17 protein-coding genes, 1 tRNA gene and 1 riboswitch are annotated in these 19,393 nt (G+C 68.3%); of the genes, 8 read left to right on the forward strand and 10 right to left on the reverse strand.

The annotated features are described in order from the left end of the window. Positions 1-91 precede the first annotated feature (91 nt). The 3 genes from AB7M35_RS00760 to hpaR all read right to left on the reverse strand — a co-directional run bounded on the left by AB7M35_RS00760 (position 92) and on the right by hpaR (position 2,937). Positions 92-562, reverse strand: coding sequence for a DUF3237 domain-containing protein (locus AB7M35_RS00760; protein ID WP_453956436.1), 471 nt, complete (start codon positions 560-562; stop codon positions 92-94). Then, a complete protein-coding gene (locus AB7M35_RS00765) occupies positions 559-2,130 on the reverse strand; it encodes a class I adenylate-forming enzyme family protein (RefSeq protein WP_453956437.1) in 1,572 nt (523 codons plus the stop codon). Before AB7M35_RS00765 ends, AB7M35_RS00760 begins: the two co-directional genes overlap by 4 nt. 231 nt (positions 2,131-2,361) lie before the next feature. Continuing rightward, entirely contained in the window at positions 2,362-2,937 is a 576-nt protein-coding gene (hpaR, locus tag AB7M35_RS00770) for a homoprotocatechuate degradation operon regulator HpaR (protein ID WP_453956439.1), read from the reverse strand. A gap of 199 nt (positions 2,938-3,136) precedes the next feature. On the opposite strand from hpaR, the gene AB7M35_RS00775 reads away from it, so the two are divergent. Then, positions 3,137-5,002, forward strand: coding sequence for a feruloyl-CoA synthase (locus AB7M35_RS00775; protein ID WP_453956441.1), 1,866 nt, complete (start codon positions 3,137-3,139; stop codon positions 5,000-5,002). A gap of 38 nt (positions 5,003-5,040) precedes the next feature. Then, positions 5,041-5,859 carry an enoyl-CoA hydratase-related protein gene (locus tag AB7M35_RS00780; protein ID WP_453956443.1) on the forward strand — a complete coding sequence of 273 codons (819 nt, stop codon included), beginning with the start codon at positions 5,041-5,043 and terminating at the stop codon, positions 5,857-5,859. A 264-nt stretch (positions 5,860-6,123) separates the two neighbouring features. On the opposite strand, the gene AB7M35_RS00785 is transcribed toward AB7M35_RS00780, so the two are convergent. The 3 genes from AB7M35_RS00785 to AB7M35_RS00795 all read right to left on the reverse strand — a co-directional run bounded on the left by AB7M35_RS00785 (position 6,124) and on the right by AB7M35_RS00795 (position 7,280). Next, positions 6,124-6,423 carry an excalibur calcium-binding domain-containing protein gene (locus AB7M35_RS00785; protein WP_453956444.1) on the reverse strand — a complete coding sequence of 100 codons (300 nt, stop codon included), beginning with the start codon at positions 6,421-6,423 and terminating at the stop codon, positions 6,124-6,126. 113 nt (positions 6,424-6,536) lie between these two features. After that, a complete protein-coding gene (locus tag AB7M35_RS00790) occupies positions 6,537-6,800 on the reverse strand; it encodes a hypothetical protein (RefSeq protein ID WP_453956446.1) in 264 nt (87 codons plus the stop codon). A 405-nt stretch (positions 6,801-7,205) separates the two neighbouring features. Then, positions 7,206-7,280 (reverse strand) — tRNA-Asn (locus AB7M35_RS00795). A gap of 209 nt (positions 7,281-7,489) precedes the next feature. Between AB7M35_RS00795 and AB7M35_RS00800 the strand changes: the two genes are divergently transcribed. The 5 genes from AB7M35_RS00800 to cobO all read left to right on the forward strand — a co-directional run bounded on the left by AB7M35_RS00800 (position 7,490) and on the right by cobO (position 14,195). Further along, the gene (locus AB7M35_RS00800) at positions 7,490-7,768 is read left to right on the forward strand and encodes a hypothetical protein (RefSeq protein WP_453956447.1); all 279 of its coding nucleotides are present in this window, start codon (positions 7,490-7,492) and stop codon (positions 7,766-7,768) included. Positions 7,769-7,820: 52 nt separating this feature from the next. Beyond that, positions 7,821-8,056: riboswitch (cobalamin riboswitch) on the forward strand. Positions 8,057-8,228: 172 nt separating this feature from the next. Beyond that, complete coding sequence (cobU, locus tag AB7M35_RS00805) at positions 8,229-8,777, forward strand: bifunctional adenosylcobinamide kinase/adenosylcobinamide-phosphate guanylyltransferase (RefSeq protein WP_453956449.1); 549 nt, start codon at positions 8,229-8,231, stop codon at positions 8,775-8,777. Then, complete coding sequence (gene cobW / locus AB7M35_RS00810; RefSeq protein ID WP_453956450.1) at positions 8,774-9,805, forward strand: cobalamin biosynthesis protein CobW; 1,032 nt, start codon at positions 8,774-8,776, stop codon at positions 9,803-9,805. Before cobU ends, cobW begins: the two co-directional genes overlap by 4 nt. Then, positions 9,805-13,575: a cobaltochelatase subunit CobN gene (cobN, locus tag AB7M35_RS00815; RefSeq protein ID WP_453956452.1), complete on the forward strand. Its 3,771-nt coding sequence runs from the start codon at positions 9,805-9,807 to the stop codon at positions 13,573-13,575. The genes cobW and cobN overlap by 1 nt, the downstream gene beginning before the upstream one ends. Then, positions 13,572-14,195 (forward strand): cob(I)yrinic acid a,c-diamide adenosyltransferase, encoded by a 624-nt coding sequence (cobO, locus tag AB7M35_RS00820; RefSeq protein ID WP_453956454.1) that lies wholly within the window; start codon positions 13,572-13,574, stop codon positions 14,193-14,195. Before cobN ends, cobO begins: the two co-directional genes overlap by 4 nt. Positions 14,196-14,303: 108 nt before the next feature. Here cobO and AB7M35_RS00825 read toward each other — a convergent pair whose 3' ends face one another. Together AB7M35_RS00825 and AB7M35_RS00830 are read right to left on the reverse strand one after the other, a co-directional pair. After that, a complete protein-coding gene (locus AB7M35_RS00825) occupies positions 14,304-14,645 on the reverse strand; it encodes a bacteriocin (RefSeq protein WP_453956455.1) in 342 nt (113 codons plus the stop codon). Positions 14,646-14,783: 138 nt separating this feature from the next. Beyond that, positions 14,784-15,041 (reverse strand): bacteriocin, encoded by a 258-nt coding sequence (locus tag AB7M35_RS00830; RefSeq protein ID WP_453956456.1) that lies wholly within the window; start codon positions 15,039-15,041, stop codon positions 14,784-14,786. 218 nt (positions 15,042-15,259) lie between these two features. On the opposite strand from AB7M35_RS00830, the gene AB7M35_RS00835 reads away from it, so the two are divergent. Beyond that, positions 15,260-16,705, forward strand: coding sequence for a cobyric acid synthase (locus AB7M35_RS00835; protein WP_453960547.1), 1,446 nt, complete (start codon positions 15,260-15,262; stop codon positions 16,703-16,705). Here the strand turns inward: AB7M35_RS00835 and cbiB are convergent. Both cbiB and glnA read right to left on the reverse strand, forming a co-directional pair. Then, positions 16,695-17,666 (reverse strand): adenosylcobinamide-phosphate synthase CbiB, encoded by a 972-nt coding sequence (cbiB, locus tag AB7M35_RS00840; RefSeq protein WP_453956458.1) that lies wholly within the window; start codon positions 17,664-17,666, stop codon positions 16,695-16,697. The genes AB7M35_RS00835 and cbiB overlap by 11 nt on opposite strands. A gap of 279 nt (positions 17,667-17,945) precedes the next feature. Further along, positions 17,946-19,355: a type I glutamate--ammonia ligase gene (glnA, locus tag AB7M35_RS00845; protein ID WP_453956460.1), complete on the reverse strand. Its 1,410-nt coding sequence runs from the start codon at positions 19,353-19,355 to the stop codon at positions 17,946-17,948. Between the last annotated feature and the right edge of the window lie 38 nt (positions 19,356-19,393).

A 19,393-nucleotide genomic window follows, 5' to 3' on the forward strand; every position in this document is an offset into this window, starting at 1 on the left:
TTATTGAACGCGTTAATTATCTTATGGCGAAGGTGGTCTCGGTCGATCGCGTGGGCCCCTTGGTACGGAGGGCACCAAGGGGGAAGGCGCGTCACAGAACGGCGAAGTAGTCGAAGACCGAATGGTCGGCCTGGCGTTCGGCGCGTCCGATGATCACCGTGCGGGTGAGCCAGTCGTGCGGTCCGATCGGGGTGTCGAAGGTGGGCGCGAGCCGCATGTAGTAGGCGTCCGGGTCGACCGGCTCGAGCGCCTCCATCTTGCGCGCGGTTTCCGGCGGCGCATGGCGGTAGCCGACGTTGCGCATGTAGATCGCCGTGCCATCGTCGGCTTCGAGCATGTAGTGGGCGGTGAATGCGACCGTGTGGTCGGGCCGGTAGAGCGCCCAGTCCGCGCCGGAATTGGGCACGACACGCCCGTTGAGGCGCGGGCCTTCGATCTCGCCGCCGGCCGCCGCCACGAACCCGCGCACGCCACCCGACGGGATCTCGCCGATCTTCTGCCGTATCCCGAGCTTCAGACGGATCCGGAAGGCGAATTCGAGCTTTGGGGGGACGATATTCACCGGGTCTTCTCCGTATCTCGCGTGGCGTCTGCCGTGGCCACGCGGTCCTCGCGCAGCGTCTTCTTGGAAATCTTGCCGGCGCCGGTGACGGGCAGGGCGGGGCGGAATTCCACCGAGCGCGGGCTCTTGTAGCGGGCGATCCGGGCCTTGCAGAATTCGATCACATCGTCCGCCGTCAGTTCCGCTCCCTCCTTGGGGACGACGACGGCGTGGACGGTTTCGCCCCAGAACGGTTCGGGCACGCCGATCACGGCCACCTGCTGGACGCCCTCCATCTGACCGATCACGTTCTCCACCTCGAGCGAGTAGACGTTTTCGCCGCCGGTGATGATCATGTCCTTGATGCGATCGACGATGTAGAAGAAGCCGTCTTCGTCGACGTAGGCGGCGTCGCCGGAGTGCATCCAGCCGTCGCGCAGCGCCTTGGCGGTTTCCTCTGGCAGGTTCCAGTATTCCTTCATCACCATGGGGCCGCGCACCGCGAGCTCGCCGACGACGCCCGGCGGACACTCGTTGCCCAGCGGATCGACGATCCGCGCCTCCTCGTTGTAGACGGGCATGCCGCACGACTTCAGTCGCTCGCCGGCGGTCTTGGGATCCCGCCATTCGAACGGCATCAGCATGCCGAGCGGCGAGATCTCCGTCATGCCCCAGCCATGCAGGAACAGCAGGTCCGGCCAGAGCGCGACCGCACGCGCAAGCGTCGCCTCGGGCATGGGGGCGGCGCCGAACTGGATCTGTTTCAGCGAGGAGGCGTCGAAAGGCTCGCTCTCGGCCTGCTTCACCAGCATCTCGATCATGGTCGGCACCAGGCAGATGTGGGTAACCTTGTGGCGCTCGATCAGCTCCAGGCACCTGCGGGCGTCGAAGCGCGGGACGAAGACGTGGGTGCCGCCCGCCATCGTCAGCGAGTAGGTCGACATGCCGTCGGTCAGGTGGAACATCGGTGCGGCATGGAGATAGGTGCTGGTGCGGTCGTAGCCGATCAGGGCGACCGCATTGAGCGCATTGGTCGAGAGGTTGTCGTGGGTAAGCACCACGCCCTTCGATCGGCCGGAGCTGCCGCCGGTGTAGAAGATGCCCGCCATGTCCTGGCCGCCGCGCATCGCATCCGGGATCGGCGCGCTTTTCGCCACCAGCTCCTCGTAGCCGAGCCAGTCGTCGGCCGGCGTCTCCGACAGGCTGATGACCGCCTTCATGTTGGCCGTCAGCTCACCGAGGGCGGCAACTGTCTCGCGCTGGCTATCGTCGACCACCAGCGCAACGGCGCCGGAATCCCGCAGGACATCGGCGACTTCGTTGGCTGACAACCGGGTGTTGATCGGGACGAGTGCCGCACCCGCCCAGGGGATGGCGAACTGGAGTTCGAAGTAGCGGTCGCCGTTCAGCGCCAGAAGGGCGATGCGCTCACCCGGCGCGATTCCGAGCGACTGCAGCGCACCGGCAGCGCGGGGAACCCGGTCGATCACCTCCGCCCAGGTCCGACGACGCGCGCCATCAATTGTCGCCGCCCCGTTGCGGTTGACCAGCGCCGCGCGCTTCAGCGGCTGCGTGAGACAGGCTTTCATGCGTCCCCTCCCAGGGCAGGTCATCGGATCGGTTTAGCTCCGTGGCCAGCATCGCTGCCTCGCCCGGATCCGATCTCGCGGTGTATGCCCGACCATTTGAGACATACATATCATTAAACATGTTAAATATCAACGCAAGCACACTTTCCCGAGCGCTCGATCGGGTGCACAGGACCACCGTCTCGTGGTCGTGGGTCTCAGGAGTGCGTGGGCTGCGACGAGGGAGCAGGTCTATTCTTCGGCGGCCATCTTGCGGGGGCGGCCGCGTGTCTTCGGCTGTACGGCGGGGGAGAGCTGGTCGGGCAACCCAACGCTCTTGGGCGTGGGCACGACCATGGTGGAGACACGCTCGTCCAGCTCGACGAGCAGCGACTGCAGCTGGTGCAGCTTCTCGGTGCCCATGGCATCGCGGATGCCGCGATAGACCGCGCGGCATTCGGGCGCAACAAGCTCGAAAAGCGCGGCCCCCCGTTCGTTGAGCGAGATCAGCATCCGGCGCATGTCAGTCGGGTCGGGGCGGCGCTTGATGTAGTCGCGTTGCTCGAGCTCCCGCACGATTCGTGACAGCGACGGAAACAGCAGCGCCGTCATGCGCGACAATTCCGTCATCTCGACCTCATCTAGGGATTCGATCGTCCAGATGACTCGCCACTGCGGCTCCGTCAGGCCGTACTTGCGCAGCAATGTCCGGAAACAACTCATGACGGTCTCACGCGCCCTCACGATCGACAGCGGAAGAGCTTCGGCGACTTGTTCTTTGGTTAGTTGAGGGTGCGTCGACTTCTTCGCCGATTTCGTCTTGGCCATTTCGTTCTATCACCGTTTCTACATGTCAGAACTTCTCCCGCATGCCGGGAACAGAATCAAGTTGCGGCGAGGCGGGGGGATCAATTAATAAATGTGTTAATAAAAATATCTCGGGAGGACCCCATGCGATGCACTCTCATGCGACGTGTGACCAACGGATGCCGTTCCGACGGTCGGGCGCCGGCGTCGACGGTGCGGCATGCTCGATTCTGACGCAACGTTCGCGCCATTCCGTCCGTTGGATCTTGCGGTCATCGATGTCGACGCGGAGACCCGTCCCGATGGCGCGACGCTGCTTCGGTCGCGCCAGCCGCTGGAGACCTATCCCACGTGCCTGACAGCGCGGCTGCTCGAGGGAGGCCGGCATTTTCCCGACCGGGTTTTCATTGCGGAACGGCGTGCCGGAACGCGCGGGTGGCGCCGGCTGACCTATGGCGAGGCGGCCCAGGCAATCCAGTGTGTTGGGGCCGCGCTGCTGGCGCGGGGTCTGACGTCGGAAACCCCCATCGCGATCCTATCGGGCGCCGGCATCGACCACGCGGTGCTCGCCTATGCCGCCCAGCATGTCGGCATACCCTATGCGCCGGTGAATCCTGCCTATTCCCTCCTTGCCGGCGGTCAGGCCAAGCTTGCCCATGTCCTCGCGAAGCTGACGCCCGGTTTGATCTTCTGCGACGACATCGCCTCCTATGCGGAGGCGATCGCCGGTGCGGCTCCGACCGGGTGCGAGGTTGTGGCTTCGAATCCGGGGAATGGCGACGCGACACCCTTCTCGACCCTTCTCGCAACGCCGGTGAGCGCTGCGGTCGGGCGCGCCGCGGATGCCATCCGCCCGGACACGGTGGCCAAGATCCTGTTCACGTCGGGCTCGACCGGAGTGCCTAAGGGCGTGATCAACACCCATCGGATGCTGACGAGCGCGCAGCAGATGTTCGCCCAGGCGCTTCCGTTCGTTGCCGGGCGGCCGCCGGTTCTCGTCGACTGGCTGCCCTGGCACCATACGTCCGGCGGCAACCAGATCCTCGGGATGGTCCCGTATCTCGGCGGTAGCCTCTATGTCGATCCGGGCAAGCCGACCGCCGAGGGCATGGCGATCACCGTCGACTCCCTCAAGGACGTCGCGCCGACAGCATACTTCACCGTACCGAAGGGGCTCGCCGAACTGATCGTCTATCTCCGCGACGATCCGGCCTTTGCCCGACGTTTCTTCGGCTCCGTCGAGTTTGTGTTCTACTCGGGCGCGGCCCTGTCCGATCCCGTCCTCGAAGCCTTCGACCGCCTGTCCGTCGGAGCTGTCGGCTTCCGAACCCCGGTGATGAGCGCCTACGGGGCGACGGAGACCGCGCCGTTTTCCCTGATCGCCAACTGGCCGAGCGAAACCACGGGGCTCGCCGGCCTGCCACTTCCCGGCGTCACCCTGAAGCTGGTCCCGTCGCAGGGAAAATACGAGGCGAGGGTCAAGGGCCCGAACGTCATGCCCGGCTACTGGCGGGAGCCGGAGCTGACACGCGCGGCCTTCGACGACGAGGGGTACTATTGCAGCGGCGACGCGCTCGCGCCGTTGTCGGATGATCCAGGCCGGGGCCTGCGCTTCGACGGTCGGCTGGCGGAGGATTTCAAGCTCTCCACCGGAACGTGGGTCAACGTCGGCGGACTGCGAGAAGCCTTTCTTGCCCGTGCCGGACTGGCGGCCCAGGACGTCGTTCTGGTCGGGGAGGGGAAGGACGGCGTCGGGGCAATCGTGTTCCTCGCGCCGGATGCCTGTGGCGCGCTCACCGGCGGCCGGGTTTCCTCGCACGAGCTGGCGGCGTCGAACCCATTGGTCCGGGATCATTTCCAGTCGGTTCTCGACGATCTCGCCGGGCGAGCCACCGGATCGTCGACGTTCGTCGGACGGGCGATCCTGCAGGCGTCGCCACCCTCGCCGGAGCAAGGCGAGGTGTCCGACAAGGGCTCGCTCAATGCCCGCCGGATCGTGGAAAATCGCCCACAGGAGCTGGAGGCGCTCTTCGCAGCGGCTCCCGATCGACGGGTGCTGCTCGCCGGCAAGGTGCCGGCGGGATGAAGACGGGCGCGGGTCGTCCAAGTTTGGAGCGTAACCGAATGGACCAGGGCGATCTGGAGATCAGCGTCCGTGACGGAGTCGGCGTGGTTGCAATCGCCCGGCCGGAGACGAAGAACGCGCTGCGCCGTCGCACGTTCGAAGAACTGCGGGCGGCAATCGCCGGCTTCGTTGAGACCGACGACGTGCGGGCGATGGTGCTGACAGGGACGGAGGGGACGTTCTCCTCCGGCGCGGACCTGTCCGATCCCATGATGGGCAATCACCTCCCACCGGAGAAGAGGGGCGCTGCCTGTGCCGAGGTGCTCGACAGCCTCATGCATGCGCTGATCCGCGACATCCGCAATGCTCCTTTCCCCATTGTCACTGCGGTGAACGGGATCGCTGCCGGTGGTGGGGTGGGCCTTGCCCTTGCCGGCGACGTCACGATCGCGGCGCGCTCGGCAGGCTTCCTTCTGACGTTTACCTCCAAGCTCGGGCTGGTGCCCGACCTGGGCACGTCCTGGCAGCTCGCTCATCATCTCGGGCGCGCGCGGGCCCTCGGCGTGGCGCTGCTCGGCGAGCGGATTTCCGCCGAGAAAGCCGCAGGCCTTGGCATGATCTGGGATGTGGTCGCCGACGACGTCCTGCAGGCTACCGCCATGGAATTGGCCCTGCGGCTCGCCGCCGGCCCTCTCAGCGGTCAGGTCGCGACGCGCCGGCTGGTGGATCGCGCGTTCGTCAACGGCTTCGATGCCCAACTCGATGCAGAGCGTGATGCCCAGGCCGGTCTTGTCGGCGGCCCGGAGGTGGAAGAGGCCATGCGTGCCTTTGGAGAAAGGCGTACTCCAGACTTTACCGGTATCGGCAAACCGAAATGAGCGGGCAGCATGCCGGGCGGGGTTCAGAGCAACTCAGGACGGCTGGTCGATCGCGGATCGCTCGAGAGTGAGTGCTTTGGCCACTTGCTCGGCATTCTGACCGGGTCGATCTGAACCGAAATGGTCGCCGCAACGGGAAGCAGCCGCATCATCGCCGCCTTGTGGCAAACCGGGCATCTGGTGGCGTCGGGTCGGCATCGCTGGCTGGACGGCGAGGAGTTGCGAGCGCACCGCACTGGCTGAGGCATCACCCCGACCATCCGTTCAACAGCCGATCTCGGCCCGGATCGCGTCGACCTCCTTCTTGGAATGACAGATGTTTTCGCACGGGATGCCGTCGTTGTCGGCGTCGGCGCGTTTGTAGCCGTCGCACCACATCTGCACGGCTTCCCGGCAGCTCGAAACCGCCTTGCAACTGCGCTTCGCCGCGACCTGATCTGCCGCTGGCCCGCGGGCGCTTTCTGACGCGGGGGCAAACCCGGAGATGCCGGCAGCACTGACCTGCGGAACCGCAGCCGCGCCCAATGCCGTCACGCAGACGAAGGTAACGATCAGCCTGTGCATTCCCCCTCCCGGTTCACCCCATGTGAGGGAAGCGTCGGGAGCAATGCAAGCTCGCCGAGTGGTCGGCGAGCGCGATTGCAGTGAGCAGGCACAGGGGCTAGGCGCGCGGCGGTCTATCGCCAGCCGGCGCGACGCTTGCCCGGGCCGCGGCTCCAATCAAGGGTCGGGCCGTCCCGCTTCGCCAGTTCCCGTCCGCCCCGCATGGCCTGCCTGAACGGGCGGACCGCCTTGAGCGCCGCGCGCGGGCGCGTGACCGTCCGACCGTCCGCAAGGACGAGCGACGCATCACGCGCATCCAGCGCGGTGATCCGCCCCGTCCTCAGGCTGCCGTCGACGGCGACGCTCGCCACATCGCCGATCTTCTGACGTGCTTTCATGGCAGATCCTCCTTTTTGATCACCCGGCCTTTTCCGGCCGTTATGGCCGTTCGCTCGCCATGGGAGAGCGAGGCGGCCGCTCCTCGTCGCGGCGGCGGGACGCGGATCGTGACGGATAGACCCGCCAGAGAGGCTAAGGGGCACTTGAGCCACCACCTTTGTGGTGTGCGCCCGATGCGGGCTGCCTCATCCGCCGCAACGGTGGAAGTGACAACGCATTGCCTACCGGCCGGGTTCCGCTGGACGGTGAAAAAGTCTGGAGGAGCACGGCCGCCCGGACGGCACCCGATGCACAGACGACCAGCGGTCGCCAAGGCATCAGCCGCAGGTCGGTGTCATACGCGGTTCGGAGGGGAGGCGGACAGGCGGAGGTCTGAAGATCACTCGACGCCTAGAACGAAGAGGTGGCTCCCCGGGCCGGATTCGAACCAGCGACCGATCGGTTAACAGCCGATTGCTCTACCACTGAGCTACCGAGGAACAGGGCCACGTCTTTCGTTAGGAGGCTGGCTATATCAAGCCTTCCCGGCGTTGCCAAGCCCGCCCATCTACATGTTGGCGCTCCGGCTGTGGATGCAAGTCCGGCGCCCGGATTTCGGGCCCGCGAAAAGCCCCGTGGGCCGGGACGGCATGGGAATGAGCACGTCGGCGCATGCCGCCGCGTGGGTTTTGGAGAGAATGAGGGATCGATGGCAGAGATCAGGCTCGGGCGCAGACGCTTTCCCCTGCCGCGCTCGCGGCCGGTGCGCGTTGGGCTCGGCGTCGCGCTGATTCTCGGCGGCGTGCTCGGCTTCCTGCCGATCCTGGGGTTCTGGATGCTGCCGCTCGGGGTGATCGTGCTCTCCGTCGACAGCCCCGTCATGCGCCGCCTGCGGCGCCGCACCGAGGTGTGGTGGGGGCGGAAGCGGCCGTTCGCCGGCAGACCGAAGCCCGGACCCGGAGCCGAGCGCCCCGCGGCGGATCGCTGAGTACCGCCCAAGGCTGAACCGGCCGATCGGCGCTGCCCGATTGCATGGCCGCCGCATTTCTTGCATGGTCGGCGGGTGCTTCGGTGAGCGGACGGCCTGTCCGTCGGCTCTTCGGGAATGCGGTGAGCGGCGCCTGTCGGGCGCGCGAAGCCGCAGCTGCCCCCGCAACTGTAAGCGGCGAGCCCTTTCTCCTCGGCGGTCCCGACCGCCAGCCACTGGGAAACCGGGAAGGCGGAGGAGGGGTCGTGACCCGCGAGCCAGGAGACCGGCCGAGCGCGCACGACTTCATCCCGGGCCGTCGGGTGGACGGCTCATGGAGGCCCGCTATGTCTGATCCGGCGCTGTCCGGCCCCACTTTCCGTGCTCGACCCGGCCCCCGCGCCCCCTATGCGGGCGGTGCCCGTGCGTGCCGGCGCCTCGCCGCTTCCATGCCGCTGCGTCCCTGGCGCGCAGGCGGCCGATGAGCGCGACGGCCAAATCGGTGCTGGTGCTCGGCGGCGCACGCTCCGGCAAGAGCACCTACGCGGAATCCCTCGTCGAGGCTTCCGGCCGCACCCCCGTCTACGTCGCCACCGCCGGACCCGCGCGCGACGGCGAGATGGCCGACCGCATCGCGCACCATCGCGCCCGTCGCGGCGATCACTGGCGCACCGTCGACGCGCCGCTGGAGCTTGCGGAGGCGTTGCTCGAGGCCTCCGGGCCCGACACCGCGATCCTTCTCGATTGCGCCACGCTGTGGCTGTCGAACCTCCTGGAAGCCGGCACCGAACCAGATCGCGCGGTCGGCATCCTCGCCGAGACGCTTGCCCGCCTGCCGGGCCCCGTCGTCGTCGTCAGCAACGAGGTCGGCAGCGGCATCGTGCCGGCCAACGCGCTCGCGCGTGCCTTTCGCGACCACCACGGTCGCATGAACCAGCGCCTGGCCGCCGCCATGGACCATGTCGTCCTGGTGGTCGCCGGCCGCGCGCTCGTCCTTCCCAAATCCCCATCCCCGGAGATCGTGCTTTGACCCTCGCACCCCGCATCCCCGCCACCATCGTCACCGGCTTCCTCGGGGCGGGCAAGACGACCCTGATCCGCCGCCTGCTGGAACGCACCGACGGCAAGCGCATCGCCGTCATTGTCAACGAGTTCGGCGACCTCGGCTTCGACGGCGGCCTGGTCGCCGAGTGCGTCGATCCGGACTGCGCCGACGAGGACGTCATCGAGCTCACCAACGGCTGCATCTGCTGCACGGTGGCCGACGACTTCCTGCCCGCCATCGAGGCGCTGCTGGACCGGGCCGTGCCGCCGGACCACATCGTCATCGAGACCTCGGGGCTGGCGCTGCCGCAGCCGCTGGTCGGCGCGTTCGCCTGGCCGACCGTCAAGACCCGAGTCACCGTCGACGGCGTGGTGACGCTGGTCGATGCCCACGCGCTGTCGGAAGGCCGGCTCGCCTCCGATCTCGCTGCCGTCGAGGCGCGCCGACGGGCCGACCCGGCGCTCGATCACGAAAGCCCGATCGAGGAGCTGTTCGAGGACCAGCTCACCTGCGCCGATCTCGTGGTGCTCACCAAGACCGACCTCGTCGACGCGGCGTCGCTCGCGGCCGTGCGAGACCAGGTCTCCGGCCGCATCCGCGCCGGCGTGCAGACCGTCGAGGGTCGCGCCGGCGACGTTCCGGTCGACGTGCTGTTCGGCATCGTCGCCGCCGCCGAGGAGGACGTCGCCGCGCGCGCCGGCCATCATGGGGTCGATCACGACCACGAGCACGACGATTTCGATTCCTTCGTGGTCATGCCGCCCGCCTTCGCCGACGTCGACGGCGCCCGCGCCTGGGTGGAGGCGATCGTCGGCCGCGACGATGTGCTGCGCGTGAAGGGGCGGCTCGCCGTTGCCGGCCGTCCGGCGCCGCTGGTGGTCCAGGCCGTCGGGCCCCGCGTCGAGACCTGGTTCGGCCGTCCGGGCGAGGCGGCCGGCGGGGTCGTGGTGATCGGCGCGCACGACATGGATCGGAGCGCGGTCGAAGGGCTGATGGCGCCCGCGTCGGCCTGATGCATCTTCTCGCGGCCCGCTCCTCCGGTATCGAAAGCGCCGACGAGGCGGTCGATCTCGACCTGACGCCGGCCGAGATCGTCATCCTGTCGGCTGCCGATTCCGAGCTGTCGGCGTTCGCCGAAGCCGCCGAGGCGCTGCCCGACGACTTTCCGAGCCTGCGGCTGGCCAGCCTTGTCACGTTGGCCCACCCGCTGTCGGTGGACCTGGCGCTGGAGAAGACCTTCCGGCACGCGAAGCTCGTCATCGTGCGGCTGCTCGGTGGCACCGCCTACTGGCCCCACGGCGTCGACGCCCTGGAAACGCTCGCCCGCCAGCGCGGCGTGCAGCTGGCGATCGTGCCGGGCGAGGCGCGCTGGTCGGAGGCGCTGGCGAAGCTTGGCACCGTCGGCGAGGACGACGCCCGCACCTTCTGGCGCTACTGCGTGGAGGGCGGCGCCCGCAACCGCGCGCATGCGCTGCGCTTCGCCGCCCATCTCCTCGGCCGGGCCGAGCGCCCGCCCGAACCGCAGCCGATCCCGCTGGCCGGCTGCTACTGGCCGGGCGAGGGCGCCGTCGGCTTCGACCGTGTGCGGGCGAACTGGCGCGATCCCGGCGCCCCCGTCGCCGCCCTGGTCTTCTACCGGGCCCACCTCCAGGACGGCGCCACCGCGCCCTCCGATGCGCTGGTGGAAGCGCTCGTCGCGCGCGGTCTCAATCCGCTGCCGATGTTCGCCTCCAGCCTGCGCGACGGTGCCCCTGCCGAGGTGGTGGCGGCCGCACTCGCCGCCACCGATCCGGCGGTCGTGCTCACCTCCACCGTGTTCTCCGCCGCCGGCATCGGCGATGCCTACGCCGGCACCGCGCTGGACCGGACCGGTGCGCCGGTTCTGCAGGTCGTCCAGGGCGGCTCGTCCCGCGACGGCTGGCTGGAGAGCACGCGCGGCCTCGGCATCCGCGACCTCGCCATGAACGTGGTGACGACCGAGATCGACGGTCGGATCCTCACCCGCGCCATTTCCTTCAAGGAGGAGGCGCCAGTCGACCCGCGCACCGAGTGGCGTCCGGTGCGCCCCGTTCCCGTGGCCGACCGTGTCGATTTCGTCGCCGACCTCGCCGCGCGCTGGGCCAGGCTTCGCCGCACCCCGGCGGCGGAGCGCCGGATCGCCCTGGTGCTCGCCAACTACCCGACCCGCGACGGGCGGCTGGCCAACGGCGTCGGTCTCGACACGCCGGCCTCGACGGTCGCGCTCCTCGATGCAATGAGAGCCGCCGGCTACCGGGTCGAAGATTCACCGCCGACCAGCGACGCCTTGATGGAGCGGCTGACGGCCGGACCCACCAACGCGCCCGGCTCGGGCGATCGCACCGGCGGTGTGAGGCTCTCACTCGAAGCCTATCTCAGTTTCTTCGCGCAACTCCCTGAGGATGCGAGGGAAAAGGTCGTTGCGAAGTGGGGCGATCCCGCCACGGACCCCTCGCTCGTGGATGGCGCGTTCCGGCTCGCCGTCCATGTTCTCGGCAATGTCGTGGTCGCCATCCAGCCGGCGCGCGGCTACGACCGCGACCCCAAGGCGACCTATCACGACCCCGATCTGCCGCCGACCCACGCCTATCTCGCCTTCCATTGCTGGCTGCGCGAGGCGTTCGCCGCGGACGCGGTCGTCGAGGTCGGCAAGCACGGCAATCTGGAATGGCTGCCGGGCAAGGCGCTGGCGCTGTCGGCGTCGTGCTTTCCCGAGGTCGCGCTCGGCCCGTTGCCGACCGTCTACCCGTTCATCGTCAACGATCCCGGCGAAGGCAGCCAGGCCAAGCGGCGGACCGCCTCCGTCATCGTCGACCATCTGACGCCGGCGATGACGCGGGCCGAAAGCCATGGCGCCGCCGAAACGCTGGAAAATCTCCTCGACGAGTTCTCGCTGGCGGATGCCGTCGATCCGCGCCGGGCCGACGTGCTCCGCCGCGACATCGTCGATCTGGCCATCGCGCGTGGCTTCGACCGCGACATCGGTGTGGATTTCGCCGCCGATCCGGAAGCCGCCCTGGTCGCCCTCGATGCCCACATCTGCGACCTGAAGGAACTGCAGATCCGCGACGGCCTGCACATCCTGGGGCAGTCGCCGGGGGGCCGTTTGCGCACCGACACGCTGGCCGCCATCGCCCGTATCCCGCGCGGCGAGGGCGCCGAGGCTGCCTCGCTATCGCGCGCCCTTGCCGCCGACCTTGGCCTCGAGGGCTTCGACCCGCTGGAGGCCGGCATGGCGGAACCGTGGGACGCGGCGCGTCCCGAGGCGCTCGCCGAGGTCTCAGATGCGCTCTGGAGGACGGCGGGTGACACCATCGAGCGGATCGAGCTCCTGTCGGCGGCGCTGATTGCGGGCGACCGGGAGCCGGCATCCGGCTGGTCGGCCACGCGCGCGGTGCTCGATGTGCTTTCCGGCCGTGTCGCGCCGGCGCTCGACCGATCGGGCGCAGACGAGATCGCCGCCGTGCTCCGTGCCCTCGACGGGCGCTTCGTGGCGCCGGGGCCGTCCGGCGCGCCGACGCGGGGTCGGATCGACGTGCTCCCAACGGGGCGCAACTTCTTCTCCGTCGACGTGCGCGCCGTGCCGACCGAGGCGGCGTGGCGGATCGGCGCGAAGGCGGCCGAGCGGGTGGTCGAGCGCTACGTCATGGAGGAGGGCGACTGGCCACGGGCCATCGCGTTCACCTGCTGGGGGACCGCGAACATGCGCACCGGCGGCGACGACATCGCCCAGGCGCTGGCGCTGATCGGGGCGAAGCCGACCTGGGAGGGAGCGTCTGGCCGCGTGACCGGATTCGAGATCCTGCCGCTTTCGGCCCTCAAGCGGCCCCGCGTCGACGTCACCCTCCGGGTCTCCGGCTTCTTCCGCGATGCCTTCCCGAACCAGATCGCCCTGTTCGACCAGGCCGTCCGCGCCATCGGCGCGCTCGACGAACCGGCCGACCAGAACCCCACCGCCGAGCGGATGCGGACCGACGCGGCGGCGCTGGCGGCCGAGGGGCGGAGCACCGCGGAGGCTGCGCGGGAAGCTGGCTACCGGGTGTTCGGTTCGATGCCGGGGGCCTATGGCGCCGGCCTGCAGGCGCCCATCGACAGCGGTCTGTGGGAGACCCGCGGCGAGCTGGCCGACGTGTTCCTGTCCTGGGGCGGCTATGCTTATGGCGCAGGCGTCGAGGGCGCCACGGCGCGCGACCGCTTCGAGACCCAGCTCGGTCGCACCGATGCGGTGCTGCAGGCCCAGGACAACCGCGAACACGACATCCTCGATTCCGATGACTACTACCAGTTCGAGGGCGGCATGGCGGCGGCGGTGGAAACGCTCTCGGGAGCGGCTCCCGTCAGCCTCCACGTGGACACCAGCCGTCCCGAACGCCCGGTGGCGCGGACGCTGTCGGAGGAAATCGGCCGGGTGGTCCGGGGCCGGGCCGCCAATCCGAAGTGGATCGCCGGCATGATGCGCCATGGCTACAAGGGCGCTTTCGAGATGGCGGCAACGGTGGACTATCTGTTCGCGTTCGCGGCGACGACCAACGCCGTGTCCGATCACCACTTCGACCAGCTGTTCGACGCCTACCTCGACGATGAGGACGTACGGGCGTTTGTCGAGGAGAAAAATCCGCACGCGCTGGCCGAGATGGCGGCGCGTCTCAGGGAAGCGATCGACCGCGGCCTCTGGTCGCCGCGGGCGAACAGCGCCTACGATCGACTGGCCGGCTGGGCGGAACCCGGCCGTGCCGCACCGGCTCTCAGGGAGGACGTCACGTGAAGGAAGGTCTGAGCGACGAGGAACTCGACGCCCGCCATGCCGACAAGATGCGGAAGAAGAAGGCGGCGCGCGACAAGATCCTGGCCACCAAGACGATCGAGAAGGGGCTTCTGATCGTCAACACCGGCAAGGGCAAGGGGAAGTCGACCGCCGGCTTCGGGATGGTGTTCCGGGCACTGGGGCACGGCTTCCGGGTGGGTGTCGTCCAGTTCATCAAGGGCCGGATCGAGACCGGCGAGCGCGCCGCCCTCGACCGTTTCCCTGAGCTGGTCACGGTCAAGCGGATGGGCGAGGGCTTCACCTGGGAGACCCAGGACCGTCAACGCGACATCCAGGCTGCCCGGGCGGCCTGGGAGGCGGCGAAGGAGATGATCACCTCGGGCGAGTACCGGATGGTGTTGCTCGACGAGCTCAACATCGTGCTCCGCTACGATTATCTGCCCATCGAGGAGGTCGTTGAGTTTCTGAGCAAGGAGCGGCCCGACGACGTCCACGTCATCGTCACCGGCCGCAACGCCAAGGATGAACTGATCGAGGCGGCCGATCTCGTCACCGACATGACGATGATCAAGCACCCGTTCCGCTCCGGCGTGAAGCCGCAGCAGGGAATCGAGTTCTAGCCCGTCCGTCGCGTGCGGGAGAACGGCCGGTATCCGCAGGTTCCGGAAGAGCGTCGACCGAAACCCGGCCCCCGCTCATGTCAGCGAGAGCCGGGCGGCTGCAAAAGGCTACGGGCAGCGGACCGCGCGGCCATAGCGATCGCGGCAGTTCTTCGGCGTGGTCGCGCCGCCGACGATGGCGCCGGCTGCGCCGCCGATCACACCGCCCGCGAGTGCCGCGCCGGCGCTGCCGCCGGCAACGCCGCCGATGATCGCACCCGTGCCGGCGCCGAGCGCACCGCCCACGAGGGCGCGGTCGGTCGTCGAGGATGAGTTGCAGGAGGCAAGGGCGAGCGCCAGCGTGGCAACAATGATCGCGACTTTCACGGGCAGGTTTCCTGGTTCTGGTTGCAGCATGTCGGAGCGATTCCGGTCATGCCGTTTGCGATTGACGCCGCGAATGATCGCCATTTCGCGCGCCCAGGCCAGAACTTTTGTTGGAAACGGATGGAATCCCGCTCTTCAATCGGCCGATCGCGGAGACCGGACACAAAAAAACCGGCCGCCGAGAGGGCGACCGGTCTTCTGTCATTTGGGCAAGCGTGGAGCTTACGGGCAGGTAACCGCGCGGCCGTAAGCGTCGCGGCACGCCTTCGGAGCCGTCGCAACGCCCGCCAGCGCACCGGCGCCGGCGCCGATCGCGGCACCGCCAAGCGCAGCACCGGTGCTGCCACCGGCAATCGCGCCAACCGCGGCACCCGTGCCGGCGCCGAGGGCAGCACCGCCGAGCGCGCGATCGCGGGTCGAATAGGAGTTGCAGCCGGCAAGGCTCACGGCCAGAACTGCGATGATCATCAGGGCTTTCACGCTTCACTCCTTCGAAATGGACTGCTCTTTTTCGGTGCGTCCGACCCGTCGGGCGATGGCGCATCACGAGTTCAGGAAATGCGAGAGGCGGCGAAAGGTTCCTTTGACCGACAACGGGACATCCGAAAGCGTCGATGGGAAACGGGAACCGGGAAAGTGGGCGGGGCGTGACGGACAGCATCGATAAGACGCCGACGCCGGGGCGGGCCGCGGCCGTCATGGTGCAGGGGACCGGTTCGAACGTCGGCAAGTCGCTGGTCGTGGCCGGCCTCTGTCGGCTGTTCGCCAACAAGGGTCTCGCTGTGCGGCCGTTCAAGCCGCAGAACATGTCGAACAACGCCGCGGCCACCGCCGACGGGGGCGAAATCGGCCGTGCCCAGGCGCTCCAGGCGCGGGCCTGCCGGGTCGAGACGTCCGTCGACTTCAACCCGGTCCTCCTCAAGCCGGAGACCGACATCGGCGCCCAGGTGATCGTCCAGGGACGGCGGCTGACCACCGCGCGCGCTCGTGAATATCAGTCACTCCGAACGACGCTTCTGCCGCGGGTGCTGGAGAGTTTCGAGCGCGTCTCCACGGGCGCCGACCTGGTGATCGTGGAGGGGGCGGGCAGCCCCGCCGAGATCAACCTGCGCGCCGGTGACATCGCCAACATGGGCTTCGCCGAAGCGGCGAACATTCCCGTCGTGGTCGTTGCCGACATCGACCGGGGCGGGGTGATCGCCAATCTTGTGGGAACGCATGCGGTGCTTCCCGTGGCTGAGCGCGATCGCATAAAAGGCTTCATCGTCAACAAGTTCCGGGGGGATGTTTCGCTGTTCGACGACGGCATGGCGGAGATCGCGCGGCGCACCTCCTGGGCGCCGCTGGGGGTCGTGCCGTACTTTCCCGGCGCGGCCACCCTGCCGGCCGAGGACGCGCTGGATCTCGATGGAGGTGCCCACCGGTCGGGCGCGTTGAAGGTCGTCGTGCCGCGCCTGCCGCGCATCGCCAACTTCGACGATCTCGATCCGCTTGCCCAGGAGCCGGGCGTCTCCGTGCGGCTGCTGCAGCCTGGCGAGGCGATGCCGGGGGACACCGACCTGGTGATCCTCACCGGCTCCAAGTCGACCGTCGCCGACCTGGCCGCGCTGCGGGTCGCCGGCTGGGACATCGACATCCGCGCCCACGTCCGCCGGGGCGGGCGGGTGATCGGCCTGTGCGGCGGCTACCAGATGCTGGGCCGGACGATCGCGGATCCCGACGGGATCGAAGGCCCGCCCGGCACGGTCGAGGGGCTCGGGCTTCTGGACGTCGAAACGGTGCTTGCAGGCGACAAGACCACCCGCCTGGTCGGCGGCACGCATCCGGAGACGGGTGCGCGTGTCAGCGGCTACGAGATCCACATGGGACGCACGCGCGGCGCGGACTGCGCGCGGCCGTTCCTTGAGATCGAAGGTGTCGCGGAAGGCGCGGTGTCCGGCGATGGGAGGATCTGCGGCACCTACGTGCACGGGCTTTTCGCGCACGACGCGTTCCGTGCGCAGTTTCTCCGCGCATACGATGCGCACAGCGACCTTGCCTATGAGGCGGCGGTGGAGCGCACCCTCGACGAACTGGCCGTCCACCTGGAAGCCTGCCTCGATGCGGACGCCATTCTGGCGATCGCGCGCGGCGTTACGCGATGAACGCCAGAAGCGCGTAAAGCGCAGCCTGAAGTGCGCACATCGCCACGAACAGCCGCAGTGCGCGCGCGATGTCGCGCGCACCCGGATCGCGCCGTCCTTCCGGGTTGAGGAACGGATCGTCGACCGGACCGCTGGCGTAGAAGCGGGGGCCGGCGAGCGCGATGCCGAGCGCGCCTGCTGCGGCGGCCTCCGGCCAGCCGGCATTCGGGGAGCGATGGCGGCGGGCGTCGCGCCGCATGATGGCGAAGGCCGTTCCGATCCGCCCCCCGACTGCGGGCGCGGCGAGCGCGAACAGGATGCCGCTCAGGCGGGCGGGGGCGAGGTTCACCAGGTCGTCGAGCCGGGCAGCCGCCCATCCGAACGCGAGGTAGCGCGGGGACCGGTGGCCGATCATCGAATCCGCCGTATTGATCACCTTGTAGGCGACGAGGCCCGGCAGCCCGAGCACGGCGAACCAGAAGGCCGGCGCGATGACGCCGTCGGACGCGTTCTCCGCCGTCGATTCGATCGCGGCGCGGGCAACGCCCGACGCGTCGAGGCGGGCCGGATCGCGACCGACGATCATCGACACCGCGCGACGGGCGCCGGCGAGGTCGCCGGCGGCCAGCCATCTCTGCACCGCCAGGACGTGGTCGTAGAGGCTCCGCTGGGCGATGAAGATGGAGGCGACGGCGGCGGTCAGCAGCCAGCCGAACGGCAGGAGCGCCAGGAGGCCCTCCAGAGCGCTTCCGGCGATCAGGGCACCCATCACCAGGGCGGCGACCGCGATGACCCCGCGCCGCCTGCGACTGACGTCGGAGAGCCGGTCGTCGTTGAGGGTGCGGTCGAGCCAGCCGATCATCCGGCCGACGACGACCACCGGATGCGGCCAGCGGCTCCACAGCCATTGCGGCTCGCCCACGGCGGCATCGATCGCCAGCGCCATGACCAGGGTGAAGAGGGTGGCTTCGTCGAGGAACATGCGGGGTGCTGCGTCCGCTCAGGGGGAAGTCAGGCGAATGCCAACGGGCGCGCCGGCCGGACGGGTGATCCTGGGACCGGGCGGATACACCCGAAAGAGCGGCGCGGTGTCACGGATCCGCCGCTGTGCGGGCGGGTGGCGAGATCGTCCTCTTGTCCGTTCGTCCCGGCCAGAAGGCAAGGGCTGCCGTCGCGATCTCTCCCAACGAAAAACCCCGGCCGAGAGGGCCGGGGTTTCGCGACAGGCGGAGACCGGAGGGAGGCCCTCCGGAAAGGCCGATCAGACCGAGTAGTACATGTCGAACTCGACCGGGTGCGGCATCATCTCGTAGCGGATGTTCTCTTCCATCTTCAGCTCGATGTAGGCATCGATCTGATCGTCGTCGAACACGCCGCCGGCCTTCAGGAAGTCGCGGTCGGCATCGACGGCCTCGAGCGCTTCGCGGAGCGAACCGCAGACGGTCGGGATTTCCTTCAGCTCTTCCGGCGGCAGGTCGTACAGATCCTTGTCCATCGGGTCGCCCGGGTGGATCTTGTTCTTGATGCCGTCGAGACCGGCCATGCACATCGCCGCGTAGGCGAGGTACGGGTTGGCGGACGGATCCGGGAAGCGGACCTCGAGACGCTTGCCCTTCGGCGAGGACGAGATCGGGATACGGCAGGACGCCGAACGGTTGCGCGCCGAGTAGGCGAGCAGCACCGGAGCCTCATAGCCCGGGACGAGACGCTTGTAGGAGTTCGTCGACGGGTTGGTGAAGGCGTTGAGCGCCTTGGCGTGCTTCAGGATGCCGCCGATGTAGAACAGGCAGCTTTCCGAGAGGTCGGCGTACAGGTCGCCGGCGAACATCGGCTTGCCGTCCTTCCAGATCGACTGATGCACGTGCATGCCGGTTCCGTTGTCACCGAACACCGGCTTCGGCATGAACGTCGCCGACTTGCCGTAGGCGTTGGCGACCTGGTGCACGACGTACTTGTAGATCTGCATGTGGTCGGCGATCAGCGTCAGCGTCGAGAACTTGAGGCCGAGCTCGTGCTGGGCGGCCGCCACCTCGTGGTGGTGCTTTTCGACCGCGACGCCCATCTCGGTCATGACCGAGAGCATCTCGGAGCGCATGTCCTGGGCGGAGTCGATCGGCGGCACCGGGAAGTAGCCACCCTTGGTGCGCGGACGATGGCCGAGGTTACCGGTCTCGTATTCCGTGCCCATGTTGGACGGCAGCTCGATGGAGTCGAGCGCGAAGCCGGTGTCGTAGGGCTCGGTGGAGAAGCGCACGTCGTCGAACACGAAGAACTCGGCTTCCGGGCCCATCGTGATGGTGTCGCCGAAGCCGCCGGACTTCACGTAGGCTTCCGCCTTCTTCGCCGTGGAGCGCGGATCGCGGTTGTAGCCCTCGCCGGTCGACGGCTCGAGGATGTCGCAGAACACCGCCATCGTCGTCTGAGCGAAGAACGGGTCGATGTGGGCCGTCTCCGGATCCGGCATGAGGATCATGTCGGACTCGTTGATGGCCTTCCAGCCGGCGATCGAGGAGCCGTCGAACATCGTGCCGTCGGCGAACAGATCTTCATCGACGATGCTCACGTCCATCGTCACGTGCTGCATCTTGCCGCGCGGATCGGTGAAGCGCAGGTCGAGGAATTTAACGTCCTTGTCCTTGATCGACTGCAGAACGTCCTGGGCTGTGCTCATGAATAACTTCCTTAGATCCTGTGGGTTAGACCCGGATA

The organism is Amorphus suaedae (genome assembly GCF_053629675.1).

What these genes read in the sequence shown, in the direction of transcription:
- AB7M35_RS00765 (WP_453956437.1), bottom strand. Translation starts at nt 2,130, where the DNA reads ATGAAAGCCTGTCTCACGCAGCCGCTGAAGCGCGCGGCGCTGGTCAAC.
- AB7M35_RS00780 (WP_453956443.1), top strand. Translation starts at nt 5,041, where the DNA reads ATGGACCAGGGCGATCTGGAGATCAGCGTCCGTGACGGAGTCGGCGTG.
- cobU (WP_453956449.1), top strand. Translation starts at nt 8,229, where the DNA reads ATGAGCGCGACGGCCAAATCGGTGCTGGTGCTCGGCGGCGCACGCTCC.
- AB7M35_RS00785 (WP_453956444.1), bottom strand. Translation starts at nt 6,423, where the DNA reads ATGCACAGGCTGATCGTTACCTTCGTCTGCGTGACGGCATTGGGCGCG.
- AB7M35_RS00825 (WP_453956455.1), bottom strand. Translation starts at nt 14,645, where the DNA reads ATGGCGATCATTCGCGGCGTCAATCGCAAACGGCATGACCGGAATCGC.
- AB7M35_RS00790 (WP_453956446.1), bottom strand. Translation starts at nt 6,800, where the DNA reads ATGAAAGCACGTCAGAAGATCGGCGATGTGGCGAGCGTCGCCGTCGAC.
- AB7M35_RS00835 (WP_453960547.1), top strand. Translation starts at nt 15,260, where the DNA reads ATGGTGCAGGGGACCGGTTCGAACGTCGGCAAGTCGCTGGTCGTGGCC.
- cbiB (WP_453956458.1), bottom strand. Translation starts at nt 17,666, where the DNA reads ATGTTCCTCGACGAAGCCACCCTCTTCACCCTGGTCATGGCGCTGGCG.
- hpaR (WP_453956439.1), bottom strand. Translation starts at nt 2,937, where the DNA reads ATGGCCAAGACGAAATCGGCGAAGAAGTCGACGCACCCTCAACTAACC.
- AB7M35_RS00800 (WP_453956447.1), top strand. Translation starts at nt 7,490, where the DNA reads ATGGCAGAGATCAGGCTCGGGCGCAGACGCTTTCCCCTGCCGCGCTCG.
- glnA (WP_453956460.1), bottom strand. Translation starts at nt 19,355, where the DNA reads ATGAGCACAGCCCAGGACGTTCTGCAGTCGATCAAGGACAAGGACGTT.
- cobN (WP_453956452.1), top strand. Translation starts at nt 9,805, where the DNA reads ATGCATCTTCTCGCGGCCCGCTCCTCCGGTATCGAAAGCGCCGACGAG.
- AB7M35_RS00775 (WP_453956441.1), top strand. Translation starts at nt 3,137, where the DNA reads ATGCTCGATTCTGACGCAACGTTCGCGCCATTCCGTCCGTTGGATCTT.